This window comes from Nocardioides sp. SYSU D00038 (assembly GCF_016924665.1).
Classification (GTDB): Bacteria; Actinomycetota; Actinomycetes; order Propionibacteriales; family Nocardioidaceae; genus Nocardioides.
Window position 1 is genome coordinate 163561 of sequence record NZ_JAFFJT010000024.1, and the last position, 13207, is coordinate 176767.

General features: G+C 73.6%; 14 protein-coding genes. 4 read left to right on the forward strand and 10 right to left on the reverse strand.

Translation table 11 applies throughout. The annotated features are described in order from the left end of the window. Positions 1–7: 7 nt before the first annotated feature. Positions 8–916, reverse strand: a complete 909-nt coding sequence (locus JT721_RS14510; protein ID WP_205473952.1) for a glucose 1-dehydrogenase — start codon at positions 914–916, stop codon at positions 8–10. Between the two features lie 109 nt (positions 917–1025). Here JT721_RS14510 and JT721_RS14515 point away from each other — a divergent pair, with 109 nt between their 5' ends. Both JT721_RS14515 and JT721_RS14520 read left to right on the forward strand, forming a co-directional pair. Continuing rightward, positions 1026–1229 carry a hypothetical protein gene (locus tag JT721_RS14515; RefSeq protein WP_205473953.1) on the forward strand — a complete coding sequence of 68 codons (204 nt, stop codon included), beginning with the start codon at positions 1026–1028 and terminating at the stop codon, positions 1227–1229. A gap of 123 nt (positions 1230–1352) precedes the next feature. Beyond that, positions 1353–1856 carry a calcium-binding protein gene (locus tag JT721_RS14520; protein WP_205473954.1) on the forward strand — a complete coding sequence of 168 codons (504 nt, stop codon included), beginning with the start codon at positions 1353–1355 and terminating at the stop codon, positions 1854–1856. A 28-nt stretch (positions 1857–1884) separates the two neighbouring features. On the opposite strand, the gene JT721_RS14525 is transcribed toward JT721_RS14520, so the two are convergent. From JT721_RS14525 to JT721_RS14560, 8 genes are all read right to left on the reverse strand, one after another. Further along, positions 1885–2487 carry an SGNH/GDSL hydrolase family protein gene (locus JT721_RS14525; protein ID WP_205473955.1) on the reverse strand — a complete coding sequence of 201 codons (603 nt, stop codon included), beginning with the start codon at positions 2485–2487 and terminating at the stop codon, positions 1885–1887. Between the two features lie 39 nt (positions 2488–2526). Next, positions 2527–3111: a hypothetical protein gene (locus JT721_RS14530; protein WP_205473956.1), complete on the reverse strand. Its 585-nt coding sequence runs from the start codon at positions 3109–3111 to the stop codon at positions 2527–2529. A 160-nt stretch (positions 3112–3271) separates the two neighbouring features. Next, positions 3272–4573 (reverse strand): cytochrome P450, encoded by a 1302-nt coding sequence (locus JT721_RS14535; RefSeq protein ID WP_205473957.1) that lies wholly within the window; start codon positions 4571–4573, stop codon positions 3272–3274. Between the two features lie 174 nt (positions 4574–4747). Further along, complete coding sequence (locus JT721_RS14540) at positions 4748–6088, reverse strand: ABC transporter substrate-binding protein (RefSeq protein WP_205473958.1); 1341 nt, start codon at positions 6086–6088, stop codon at positions 4748–4750. Beyond that, on the reverse strand, positions 6085–7215 hold the full coding sequence (locus tag JT721_RS14545) for a branched-chain amino acid ABC transporter permease (RefSeq protein WP_205474014.1): 1131 nt from the start codon (positions 7213–7215) through the stop codon (positions 6085–6087). The genes JT721_RS14540 and JT721_RS14545 overlap by 4 nt, the downstream gene beginning before the upstream one ends. A gap of 5 nt (positions 7216–7220) precedes the next feature. Continuing rightward, entirely contained in the window at positions 7221–8099 is an 879-nt protein-coding gene (locus JT721_RS14550) for a branched-chain amino acid ABC transporter permease (RefSeq protein ID WP_205473959.1), read from the reverse strand. Positions 8100–8109: 10 nt separating this feature from the next. Further along, positions 8110–8814 carry an ABC transporter ATP-binding protein gene (locus tag JT721_RS14555; RefSeq protein ID WP_205473960.1) on the reverse strand — a complete coding sequence of 235 codons (705 nt, stop codon included), beginning with the start codon at positions 8812–8814 and terminating at the stop codon, positions 8110–8112. Then, on the reverse strand, positions 8814–9614 hold the full coding sequence (locus JT721_RS14560; RefSeq protein WP_307828065.1) for an ABC transporter ATP-binding protein: 801 nt from the start codon (positions 9612–9614) through the stop codon (positions 8814–8816). The genes JT721_RS14555 and JT721_RS14560 overlap by 1 nt, the downstream gene beginning before the upstream one ends. A 167-nt stretch (positions 9615–9781) precedes the next feature. Between JT721_RS14560 and JT721_RS14565 the strand changes: the two genes are divergently transcribed. Next, complete coding sequence (locus JT721_RS14565) at positions 9782–10999, forward strand: CdaR family transcriptional regulator (protein WP_205473962.1); 1218 nt, start codon at positions 9782–9784, stop codon at positions 10997–10999. A gap of 35 nt (positions 11000–11034) precedes the next feature. Next, positions 11035–12144, forward strand: coding sequence for a phospholipase D-like domain-containing protein (locus JT721_RS14570; RefSeq protein WP_205473963.1), 1110 nt, complete (start codon positions 11035–11037; stop codon positions 12142–12144). Positions 12145–12165: 21 nt separating this feature from the next. Here JT721_RS14570 and JT721_RS14575 read toward each other — a convergent pair whose 3' ends face one another. Then, positions 12166–12831, reverse strand: coding sequence for a hypothetical protein (locus JT721_RS14575; protein WP_205473964.1), 666 nt, complete (start codon positions 12829–12831; stop codon positions 12166–12168). Positions 12832–13207: the final 376 nt, after the last annotated feature.

The following is a 13207-nucleotide window of genomic DNA, read 5'->3' on the forward strand; positions in this document are numbered from 1 at the left end:
GTCGGGGTCAGACGGTGACCGGCTGCCCGCCGGTGACGGCCAGCACCTCGCCGGTGATGTAGCTGGAGTCGGCCGAGGCGAGGTAGACGAACGCCGTCGCGACCTCGGCCGGCTGCCCGGCCCGGCCCAGCGGGGTCTGCTCGCCGAACGACGCCACCTTCTCCTCCGGCATGGTCGCGGGGATCAGCGGCGTCCAGATCGGACCGGGGGCGACGCAGTTGACCCGGATGCCACGCTCGGCGACCATCGCGGCCAGCCCGCGGGTGAAGTTGGCGATCCCGGCCTTGGTGGTGGCGTAGTCGAGCAGCTCCGGCGACGGCGAGGACGCCTGCACCGAGGAGGTGTTGATGATCGACGCCCCGCGGCCCAGGTGGGGCAGCGCCATCCGGCACAGCCAGAACATCGCGTAGAGATTGGTCTTCATCACCCGGTCGAGCTGCTCGGTGGTGATGTCCTCGATGCCGCCGGGCTGGGCCATCTGGTACGCCGCGTTGTTGACCAGGACGTCGATCCGGCCGAGCTCCGCGACGGCGCGGTCGACCAGCGCCTGGCAGGCCTCCTCGCGGGTGAGGTCGGTCGGCACCAGCACGGCGCGGCGTCCGGCGTCCTCGACCAGGCGGCCGGTCTCGCGGCCGTCCTCGTCCTCGCCCTCGAGGTAGGCGATCACGACGTCGGCGCCCTCCCGGGCGAAGGCCAGCGCCACCGCCCGGCCGATGCCGGAGTCGCCGCCGGTGATCACCGCGACCCGGTCGGTGAGCCGGCCGTGGCCGACGTAGCTGTCCTCGCCGTGGTCGGGCTGCTCGCCCATCTCCGGGGTCACCGACTCCGGCGACCCCGGGTCGGGCAGCTGCTCGCCCTCGGTGTCGGGCTGGTCGTGCACCTGGGCGGGGTCGTGGGTGGGCCGGTCGTCGTTCATGGGATGTCCTCCGGGAGGCCGGGGTGGGTCGGGGTGGGCCTGTACCCGGCTCGTGCACCTCGACACGGGCGGGCACTTGTGGCTGGCGGCCGCCCGGGTACCGCGCCGCATGGAGATCTTCGAACGCATCCGGTACGCACGCGACAGGGCCCTGGCGGCCGAGGAGGAGGAGCGGCAGCGGGTCGCCGACGCCGAGAACGCCGAGGTCGAGCGGGCCGCCTCGGTGCGGCTCGCCACCCGGCAGGCGGTACGCGAGGCCCTCGACGACGTCCTCGACGAGTCCTCGGAGCCGGAGCGCGCCAGCCAGGGCTGACACGCCGGGGTGCGACGGCCGGGGCGACCCATCGGGGTAGTCACGGACGTTCGGCAGGCCCGAGAGCCCGATTCGGATGTCGATCGCCCGTGACTACCGCTCCCCGTCGTCTACGATCCACCGATGACCGCATCCCGCCGCCCCGTGCTCGTCCGTCTCGCCGCGCTCGCCACCGTGCCGCTGGCGCTGGTCGCCGTCGCCCTGCCGGCTGCGGCGGAGCGGGTGGTCGGCACGGCCGGCGACGACGTGCTGCGCGGCACCGCCGAGGCCGACACCATGCGGGGCAGGGGCGGTGACGACCTGCTGCGCGGCCGGGGCGGCGACGACGACATCCGGGCGGGTGGGGGCAGCGACGTCGTGCTGGCCGGGCCCGGCGACGACTACGTGCAGGACAACAAGGGCAACGACCGCGTCGCCACCGCCGGTGGCAGCGACCTGGTCGACCTGAGTGCCGGGCGCGACGAGGTGATCACCGGGGGTGGCGCCGACCGCGTGCACGTCTACCCCGACGGCCGCCGCGACGTGATCGACTGCGGGGCCGGCCGCGACGAGGTCTTCTACAGCCACGGCGTCGACCGGCGCGACGTGCTGCGCGGCTGCGAGCTCGTGCGCGCCACCGCCGACTGACGCCGCCGTCCGGCGGGGCGGCGACGGGTCAGGAGGCCAGCGACCGCGCGGCCTCGACCAGCGCGGGCAGCACGGAGTCGGCGATCACGGCGTACCCCTTGCTGCTCGGGTGGAACCGGTCGGCCGAGAACAGGGTGCTGTCGACGGCGAACGCCGCCGACGTGCGGTGGTCGGCGTCGGCGACGTGGCCGCCCGCTGCGGTCACCGCAGCGACCTGGCGCTCGCGGAACGCGTCGGAGGTCGCGCGGACGACGTCGCGCAGCACCGCGGGCACGTGGGGCACCATGCTCAGGTCGGGCGCCGGGGCGACCACGACCTCGGCGCCGGCTCGGCGGAGGCGGCGCACCGCCGCGCCGAGCGCGGCCACCGCCTGCTCGACCGGCTCGAGGTGGGTGAGGTCGTTGGCGCCGATGACCACGACGACCAGGTCGGGAGGCCAGGTCACGGCACGGTCGACCTGCCCGGCGAGGTGGGCGCTGCGGGCGCCGGGCACGGCGTACACCCGGTGCTCGGCCCCCACCCCGTGCCGGGCCAGGCCGTCGACCAGGCGGGGTCCGAGCCGGTCTTGCTCGCGGGCCGCGCCCTGCCCCCAGGCGATCGAGTCGCCGAGGAGGGCCAGTCGCGCGGTCATGGCACCAGCAGACCAGCCGGGACCAAACGGCGGACGCGGCTACGGCGCCACGGCGCGCCACCCGAAGGCGAAGGGCACGATCGGGCCAGCGCCCCCGCCGACGTCTCGGTACTGCTGAAACGCAACGGCCGCACCCGCAGGGATGTGCACCCGCGCAGTGCGGTTGGCACAACGGCCGTCGGTGCCGGTCACGCAGCTGAGAGCGGAGACCTCGCCGTTGACCACGATCGCGAAGCGGGTTCCCGGCATCGAGGTGACGGCGAGGTCCCGGGCCGTCACGGGGACGGGGACGACCATGCCGGCCTCTTGGAGACTCACCCCGGTGCCGGGGGTGTTGCCGCTGGGGAAGTGGTAGGTCAGGCCCGTAGGGAAGGCGAAGCCGCCGTTGCCCATGACGACGTCCCCAGCGAATGTCGCGGGCAGCCCGGCTCGGACGTCGGCGCGCGTCAGCGAGCCGTCCTTCACGTCCTTGCCCGTCAGCGTGCGGTTCCTGACGTCCTTGGACTGGATGGAATTGTTCTTGATCTGGGCGGACCCGATCTTGGTGGCGGCGTAGGCACCACCGGTGCAAGCGACGACGAGCGCGAGCGAGGCGACGACGAACGAGGGAGTGATCTTGGCCATGGGTCCACCCTCGTCCTGGTCGGCCTCAGGGACCATGACCCGAACGGGCCACCCACGTGGCTGCTGCGCCGACTCCTCGGCCAGAACCTCGACTTCTCGGCCGGAGTTCTGGCCGACCAGTCAGGGTTTCCCCGGTGAACCGGGGAAACCACCCCCCGGGTCAGGCCCCGACCACCGCGTCCTCGTGAGCCAGCTGCACGGGCAGGGCGTCGAGGGAGTGCACGACCGACAGCTCGCGGAAGGTGGGCTCGACGCCGGGGGCGAGGCGGAGGTCGGGGAACCGGCGGGCGAGGGCGGTGAGGGCGGTACGGATCTCCATCCGGGCCAGCTCAGCGCCGACGCAGCGGTGCAGGCCGTGGCCGAAGGCCAGGTGGCCGCCGCGCTCGCCGCGGATGCTGAACATGTCGGGGTCGGGCACGAACGACGGGTCGCGGTTGGCGCCGGAGAGCGACACGATCACCACGTCGCCCTTCGCGACCGAGTGACCGCCGAGCTCGACGTCGTTGCGGGCGAACCGCGGGAACGCGACCTGCACGGGGCAGAGCAGCCGCAGCAGCTCCTCGACGATCGCGTCGATCTCGGCCGGCTCGCCGGTGCGCAGCGTCTGCCAGGCGTCGGGGTTCTGCAGCAGGAGGTAGACGCCCATCGACAGCATCGAGGCGCTGGTCTCGTAGCCGCCGAGGAACACGCCGTCGACCAGACCGCCGAGCTCGACGTCGTCGAACTCCTCGCCGTGGTCGCGGATCAGGGCGCCGATCAGGCCCTCGCCCGGCTCGGTGCGCTGGCGGGCCACGGCCTCGATGAGGAACTCGCGCGACTCGGTGGCCGCCCCGAACACCCCGGCGCCGCCCTGGCTCAGGTCGAACCGGGCGATGCCCAGCTCGTGGAAGGCGTCGCGGTCGTGGTCGGGCATGCCGAGCAGGTCGCAGATCACCTGGAACGGCACGGCGAACCCGAAGTGCGGCACCAGGTCGACCACCGGGCCGCGCCGCTCGACGTCGTCGAGCGCGTCCGCGACGACCGACTCGATCTGCACCTGGAGGCGCTGCAGCCTGCGCTTGGTGAACTCGGGGGTGAGCAGCCCCCGCAGCCGGGTGTGGTCGGGCGGGTCGGTCATGCCGAGCCCGCCGATGCCCTCGGCGGCGGTGCGCTTGCGGTTGCCGAGCAGGTGGCGCATGTCGTTGCTCCACGCCGCGCCGTCCGCCAGCACGCCGCGCGCCTCGTCGTAGCCGGTGACCAGCCAGACGTCCATGCCCAGCACCCGGGTCAGCCGGGTCACCGGCTCGCGCTCGCGGGTCTCGGCCAGCAGCGGCACCGGGTGCACGCCGTCGCGGCGCAGCGGGTACGTCGAGCTGTCCGGGAACCTGCCCAGCGTCGTCACGTCGGGCACGACGGAGCCACGGCGGGCCACCGCCACCTGGAGCAGGCGCCGGCGCAACGGAGCCAGCATCGATCGGAACATGGCACCAGTCTCCCGCGACCGGACCCCGGACGGCCATCGGGGACACACCCCAGTCCGGGGTAGGGGTAGCACCACCCCGTTCAAGCCACGTTCGGGCCCAGCCGCGGCCAGCCACCGTCGCGGCGTCCGCCCCCACCCCCCAGCGGGGCGGACGCCGCGTCGTCGCTCAGCGGCTCACTCGGGGATGCCGCTCTCCGGCGGGGCGTCCTCGGCCGCGCCCGAGTCGTCCTCGACGATCTCGGCGTCGCCGACGTCGCTGGTCAGCACCGGTGTGAGCTCCTCGCCCACACCGCCCTTGATCTCGACGACCGACACGCCCGAGATGCCGAGGTGGCTGTCGGAGCTGAACCGGTACGGCGCCAGGTTGGGACCCTCGAAGCCGGCGCCCTCCTCCTCGAGCGCTTCCACGATGCCCTCGCGGGTGAGGTCCTCACCCGCGGCGACCAGGGCCTGCACGAAGGTGTAGGCCTGCGACATGCCGTAGATCTTGTAGTTGGAGAGCTCGCCCTCCTTGCCGTGGGCGTCCCAGACCTTCTGCCACAGCTGCACCCACGGGTCGTCGGGCTTGTCGACGCCGGCGATGTACTCGGTGGTCATCACGCCGTCGAGCGAGCTCGCGCTGCCCTCGACCGCGCCCTCGGAGAAGCGGGTCAGCAGGCCGCCGACGAGCGTCGGGTCGGAGCCGACGTTGCTGTAGAACCACTTCGGCGTGTAGCCCAGCCGCAGCGAGACCAGCTGGCTCAGCGCGGTGTACGACGGGGTGTCGAAGCCGAGCACCAGGTCGGCCTTCTTGGCCTGCAGGCCGGCGATCTGAGGCCCCACGTCGGTGTTGCCCGAGGTGTAGCGCTCCTCGGCGACGATCTGGTCGTCGATGAACTGGCGCACGCCGCGCTCGGCGTCGTCGCCGAAGTCGTCGTCCTGCAGGAACAGCCCCACCTTGGCGTCCGGCATGTTCTCCGCGACCCACTGGCCGATGATCTTGCCCTCGACCTCGTAGTCGGGCTGCCAGCCGAACGTGAACGGCCGGTTCTCCACGTCGTCGCCCCACTGCGCCGAGCCGGAGGAGACGAACAGGTCGGGCACGCCCTCGTCGTTGAGGAAGTCGACGACCGCGGCGTGGGTCGGCGTGCCGAGGCCGCCCACCATCGCGAAGATCTCCTCGTCGAGCACCAGCTCGTTGGTCACCGTGCTGGTGTTGGTCGGGTTGTAGCCGTCGTCCTTGACGACGTACTCGATGGTGCGGCCGTTGATGCCGCCCGCCTCGTTGACGTAGTCGAAGTAGGCCTGCGCGCCGAGCGGGATCTCGCTGTAGCCCGGGGCCGCCACCCCGGTGAGCGGGAAGTGCGCGCCGACGGTGATCGAGTCGGCGGTGACGCCGGGCGCGGAGGCGCCGCCCCCACCACCGTCGCCGTCACCGTCGTCGTCGTCGCGGCCACCCGCGCCGCACGCCGCGAGCAGCACGGTCGCCGCGACCAGGCCGGCCAGGGGCGCCGACCTCCGGAGGATTGGTTTCATGGTGATGTTCCCTTCGAGGTGGTGGTGGACGGTGAGGGGTCGGGGGAGGGTGCGGGCGTCTCGACGGGCGGCTCGGGGGGCGTACGCCGGCTGCGGACCCGCAGCACGGCCGACCGGACCAGCCCGGCCAGCCCGCTCGGGGCCAGCAGCACGACCAGCACCATCACGACGCCGTAGACCAGCGGGGCCAGCTCGGCGGCCTGGATGTCGGTGAGGCCGGCGCCGGTGCCGGCGTCGGTGACGACGCCCGGCAGGAAGGTGAGCAGCCCGGCGCCCACGAGCGCGCCGGCCAGGCTGCCGAGGCCGCCCAGCACCACCGCCGCCAGCAGGGTGAGGCTCACGGTGAGCGTGAAGCCGCTCGGCGCGGCCAGCCGCACGGTCAGCGCCAGCACCGCACCGCCGGCGCCGGCCGCCGCGGCGCTGACCACGAACGCCGAGACCCGGGCCCGGCCGAGGTCGATGCCCGCGAGCTCGGCGGCGACGTCGTCGTCGCGCACCGCGCGCCAGCGCCGTCCCACCCGGCTGCGGGAGAGGTTGGCGAGCAGCACGAAGACCACGACCAGCGTGACCCAGGCGAGGTAGGCGACGTAGCTGCTGCGAGTGAGGTCGCTGCCGGTGACGAAGAACGCCGCGTCGGCGATCCAGCCGGGGATCTCCGGCAGCGAGACCCGCAGGCCCTGCTCGCCGCCGAGGGTCTCCTTGAAGTAGAGGGCGATGCCCGGCACGGCGACCGCCAGGGCGAGGGTGGCGCCGGCGAGGTAGGGGCCGTGCAGCCGGGCCGCGGCCAGGCCCACCACCACGCCGACGGCGGTGGTGGCCAGGACGGCGAGCAGCATCACCACGACCAGGGGCGTGGACGCCTCGCGGTCGGGCAGCAGCAGCGCGGTGGTGTAGGCGCCGATCGCCATCAACGCACCGTGCCCGAGCGAGATCTGGCCGTTGAGCCCGGTGAGCACGGTGAGGCCGCCGGCCGCGATGCCGAGCCCGGCCATCGACGCGAGCTGGAGGTTGCGGAATTCCGAGGTGCTCTCGACGACCGCGACCACGGCCACCAGGGCGAGCACGGCCAGCAGCAGGTGGCGCGCGAGCGTGACCTCGCGCCAGGTGGTGAGCAGGCGGCTGCGCATCGCGCTCACACCCGCCGTTCCTGGGCCGTGCCGAACAGCCCGCCGGGCCTCAGCGTGAGCACCAGCACCAGGATCAGCAGCGCCGCGAGCGCTACGAGCTGGGAGCCGACGTAGCCGCTGACGAAGCTCAGCGACAGCCCCAGCACCAGGCCGCCGACCACCGCCCCGACCGGGCTGTCGAGCCCCCCGAGCACGGCGGCGACGAAGCCGAAGACGACGACGGAGTCCATGTAGGAGGGGTGCACCAGGCTGCCGCCGGCGATCAGCAGGCCGGCCAGCGAGCCCACCAGCGAGGCCAGCGCCCAGCCCAGGGTGAGCATCCGCCCGACCCGCACGCCGAGCAACCGCGAGACCTCCGGGCTGTACGCCGCCGCGCGCATCCTCAGGCCGAGGTCGGTGAACCGGAACAGCAGCACCAGCAGCGCCATCACCACGAGCACCGAGACGATCTGGAAGACCCCGAAGCCGGTGAGCGCGATCGTGGTGTCGCCGACCTCGAAACCGCGGATGCCGAACGGCGCCGGGAACGAGCGGAACCGGTTGCCGAAGACGACCGCCGCGACGCCGTGGAGCACGATGAACAGGCCGAGGGTGAGGATCACGGCGTTGATCTCCGACTTGCCCTCGACCGGCCGGATCACCACCCGCTCGATCACCGCGCCCAGCACCAGCCCGCTGGCCAGCGCCGCGACGAAGGCCAGCCAGTAGGAGTGGCCGTCGTCGATGATCGTCAGCGCGATGAAGGTGGTGACGATCGCCATCGGCGCCTGCGCGAAGTTCACCACCCGGGTCGCCCGGAAGATCAGCACCAGCGCGAGCGCGAACGCGGCGTAGACCATGCCGAGCGTCAGCCCGCTGAGCGCGGTGTTGAGGAACTGCTGCACGTCGTCCTCCTCAGAAGCCCAGGTAGGCGTGGCGGAGGGTGGTGTCGCCGGCCAACACCTCGGCCGGCTCGTCGGCGACCACCCGGCCGAGGTTGAGCACCACGCCGCGGTCGGCGACCGACAGCGCGCTGCGGGCGTTCTGCTCCACGAGCAGCACCGAGAGCCCCTGCTCGCGCACCAGCGTGCGGAGCAGGTCGAAGATCTGCGCCACCACCCGCGGGGCGAGGCCGAGCGAGGGCTCGTCGAGCAGCAGCATCGTGGGCTTCGCCATCAGCGCCCGGCCGACCACGAGCATCTGCCGCTCGCCGCCCGACAGCGTGGTGGCCGCGGCGTCGCGGCGCTCGGCCAGCGGCGGGAACAGGTCGTAGACGCGGTCGAGGTCGGCGGCGGTGGGTCGCGAGCCGCGGCCGAGGCCGCCCAGCCGGAGGTTCTCCTCGACGGTGAGCTCGGTGATCACCCCGCGGCCCTCCGGCACGTGGGAGAGGCCGAGGGCCGGCAGCCGCTCGGCCGGCAGCCGCGAGAGGTCGTGGCCGGCGAACCGCACGGAGCCGCTGCGCGCCTGGTGGAGCCGCGAGACCGTGCGCAGCAGCGTGGTCTTGCCGGCGCCGTTCGCGCCCAGCACCGCGGTCACCTGCCCCTCGGCCGCCGCGAAGCTGACGCCGTCGAGCGCGCGCACCGGGCCGTAGCCGGCACACAACGACTGCACCTCGAGCATCAGGCGACGCTCTCGCCGAGGTACGCCGCGAGCACGGCGGGGTCGTCGCGGACGACGTCGGGCGGCCCGGAGGCGATCACCCGGCCGAAGTCGAGCACGGTGATGTGGTCGCAGACCCGCATCACCAGGTCCATGTGGTGCTCGACCAGCAGCACCGACGTCCGCCCCGCCAGGGTGCGCACCAGGTCGCCGAGCTCCTCGATCTCGCTGCCGGACAGGCCGCTGGCCGGCTCGTCGAGCAGCAGCACCTCGGGGTCGGCGGCCAGCGCCCGGGCCAGCGCCACCCGCTTGCGGACGGGGTAGGGCAGGCTCGTGGGGTAGCGGTCGGCGTGGTGGGCGATGCCGAGCCCGTCGAGCACCTCGCGGGCCCGCTCCCGCAGCGCGGCCTCGTCGCGCGAGGAGCCGAGGGTCGCGAGCAGGGCCGCGGCGAAGCCCGAGCGGGCGTGGCGCTCGGCGCCGACCATGACGTTCTCGAGCACGGTCATCCGGTCGAAGAGCCCGAGGCCCTGCAGGGTGCGGGCCATGCCGAGCCCGGCGAGGTCGCGGGTGCGCAGCCCCGGCACCGGCCGGCCGGCTCGCTCGATGGTGCCGGTGTCGGGCCGTACGAAGCCGCAGGCGACGTTGAACAGCGTGGTCTTGCCGGCGCCGTTGGGCCCGATCACGCCGTGCACCTGCCCGTGCTGGAGGGCCAGGCCCACCCCCGACAGCGCCGTGAGGCCCCCGAAGGTGACGGTCACGTCGCGCAGCTCCAGCTCGGTCACGGCGCCGGTCTGGGCGTGGTCGGTGGTCGCTGCGGGCACCCGGGACTCCTCGGCAGACAGGGATGTGACCTCCACCACCTTGGTGCCGCCGCACAGGGAGGTCATTGGGCGCTCCGCCCAAAGTGGCTTGTGAGGGGAGCCCGGACCTCGCCTGACCGGGCGGTGGGCACTGGTCATTTTTGTGCGCTTGGTGCGAAGGTGCCCTCATGGCGGCGCAGGGCGCGACGACGGGCCAGCACACCGACGACGAGCTCGAGCGCGCCTGGGGCCTGATCCGCGACCAGGCCGACAAGATCGCCGACACCATCACGCTCGCCCTCTTCGAGCGCGACTTCGAGATCTACGAGCGGATCGGGCCCGAGCTGCGCGCCGACGTCCGCGCGGCCAACCGCCAGCACGTGTGCCGCGCGCTCGAGGTGCTCTCCGGCGACACCGGCAAGCGCCACTCCGCGGCCGAGCTCTGGCGCGACGCGGGCCGCCGCCGAGCCCGGCAGGGGGTGCCGCTGGAGCTGGTGCTCAACGCCTACACGATGGGCTCGCGGGTGCTGTGGGAGGCGCTGGTCGCCCAGGCCCGGGTCGTGCGCAAGCCCGCGATCAGCGACGGCGTGCTGCGCCGCGCCGCCGAGCGGGTCTGGGCCGACCTCGACGTCGTCACGGCGGTGGTGATCGACTCCTACCGCCGCGAGAGCGCCCGGATGCAGCGCCAGGACCTGCAGCGCCAGCAGAGCGTGCTCGACGCGCTGATCGAGGGCCGGGGCGCTGACGAGGAGTTCGCCGAGGAGGCCCGCCAGGTGCTGGCGCTGGAGACCGGCGAGGCGGTGGGCTGCGTGGTGGCCCTGCTCGACGGGCCCAACCTGCCGCTGCTCCTCCAGGCCGAGGACCGGCTCGACAAGGCCGGGGTCCACGCCCGCTGGCACGTGCGCTCCGGCGTCTACTACGGCCTGCTGGCCGGCCCGCTGCCCGACGAGCCGGGGCTCGCGGCGCTGTTCGCCGACGACCCGCCCGCCCGGATGGCCGTCGCGCTAAGCCCCGACGGCCTCGCCGGCTTCGCCACGGCGTACCAGCTCGCCAGCCGGGCCGCCGAGACCCTGGCCCGCGACGAGCGGCGGGTGGTCTCGGTGACCGAGAGGCTGCCGGAGGTGCTGATCGCCGGCAGCCCGCTGGTGGCGCAGCTGCTGGTCACCACGGTGCTGGGGCCGCTGCTGGCGATGCCCGAGGCGCAGGGCCGGACGCTGGTCGACACGCTGGTCGCGCTGCTGCGCCACGACGGCTCGCCGACCCACGCCGCGGAGGAGCTCTACTGCCACCGCAACACGGTCATCTACCGGCTCCGCCAGATCGAGGAGCTCACCGGACGGGTGCTCGCCGACCCGCGCGACAAGATGCTGCTCGGCCTGGCGGTGATGGCGCGGGGGCCGGGCTGAGGGCGGCGTCGTCGCGATGGCCTACGGTGTGCGGCATGACGCGACGACTCGGGTCCCTGCTCGCCGCGGCGCTCACCGCCGCCCTCGTCCTCGGCGGCGGTGCCGCCCCGGTCGTCGCCGAGCCCGGTGCGCCGCGCGCTGCGGCGTACGTGCCGAAGCCGGGGCCGCTCTTCGACAACGAGCAGGGGACCATCCACCAGCGGGTCATCGCGCTGGCCAACGGCGCTCCGAGGGGGAGCTCGATCCGGCTGGCCAGCATGACGTTCACCGACAGCCCGGTGGCCACCGCCCTGATCAACGCCCGCAAGCGCGGCGTCTCGGTGCAGGTGGTGCTGGCGAAGAAGACGTGCGGCGGCTCGCAGCCCAAGCGGCTCAAGGCCGCAGGCATCCGGCTAACCTGCGCGGCGAACGGCGCCCGCGGCTCCGACGGCACCATGCACATCAAGGGCGCGTCGTTCTCGAGCACCGGCGGCCGCGCCCAGGTGGTGCTGCTGACCTCGGCCAACTTCACCGAGAACGCCCGCGACTACCAGCACAACGACGCCTACCAGAGCGTGGGCTGGGACCGGTTCTACAGGTGGTTCAACGCCGTGCATTCGCAGCTGATGGCCGACAAGGCGCGGGCCAAGCCGTTCGCCGCGTTCTCCGACACCACGGCGTCGGCGTACGCCACCCCGCTCAACCCCGGCCAGAGCGACCCGGTGGTCAACCGGATCGCCGGCCTGCCGACCCGCGGCCTGCAGATCCGGATCGCCCAGTCGGCGTTCACGGGTGGTCGGGCCAGGGCCATCGCCGACGCGCTGATCGCCAAGCGGCGGGCGGGCGCGACGGTGGGCTTCGTCTACGCCCAGCCCAACGACAGCGCGCAGCGGAGCCGGATGATCAAGGCGGGCATCTCGTTCGCGCGGGTCAACTGGTACGACAGCGAGGACGACCACCACTTCCTGCACCACAAGTTCATGACCGCCAGCTGGATCGCCAGCAACGGCAAGCGCGTCTACCGCACCTGGATGGGCACCGAGGTCTGGACCGACGCCGCCAAGAAGGCCGACGAGATGGTGCTCCAGGTGTCGTCGCCGGCGACCTACCGGGCCTACTACGACCAGTTCGTGCGCCTGGCGCGCTACGCCACGACCCGCCCCTGACGCCCGGCCCTCCCGCCGGGGTCAGCGACCGGCGGCGTGGTCGACCCGGTTGTGGTAGCGGTGGCCCACCGATCCGCCGAGCACGGCGGCGAGCAGGGTGAGCAGCAGCACCGCGACGCCGGTGATCAGGCCGCCCCAGCCGAGCTCGTCGGTGGAGATCGGGATGCGGGGCAGGTCGACCCGGTCGAGGATGTTGTACTGCGTGCCGAAGACTGCCCCGAGCGCGAGCGCGACGAGGGTGACGACCAGGCCCAGCAGCCACACCCCGAGCCCCTGCCGGGCGCCGTCGAAGCGCGACATCCGACCGGCGACGTAGCCGCCGGCGTAGTAGCCGATGACCAGAACGGCGAGCAGCACCGCCGCGGCGGTGACCCCGATCGTCCCGGCCTGGCGCTCGGCGTCGGACTGGCTGATCTCGGCGTTGCTGCCCACCGCCGCGGCGACCGCGCCGACGATGCTGGTGAGCAGGATGGCCAGCGCCACCGCGACCAGCCAGCCGAAGAACACCGCCCCGATGTTGACGCCGCCGAACTTGTCGCGGGCGTGGGCCTCCCGGTCGCGCGCCAGCCGGTCCGTCGTCGGGGTCGCGACGTGCGCATCGCCGGTCGCGTGGTCGTCGTGCTGCGGCGGCGCGTCGGCCGGCCCGGGACGACGGTGATGGGCCTGGGTGCGGGAACCGATCCTCATGCTGACCTCCGTGGGCGGGGCTCGGGTGAGCCGCTCTGGCGGTGCGGTACCCCGCCGGGTGGGGGAGAGACGAGCCGGGCGCCCCCGCTGGTCGAGGAAGGACGAGGTCCCGTCTCGAGACCCGGTGAGACGGACGCCCTCCCGTAGCTGGTGACTCCGGGGACGGGGCTCGAGCGGGTGCTGACTGTTGGTGGGTGGGGTGCGGGGTGCCGCGCGTTGGTGAGCACTGCGGCTGCTGCGCGCCGGACGTCGTTCGGCACTCGTTGCCGTGTCGCCGGACGCTGCCCTGCGGTGCCCTGGCGTGGTCGGCGGCGCCACGCCGCCGTCTACGTGCCGAACGACGCCCGTCGCTCCGCCGCCTCCGTGCCCGGCGGCG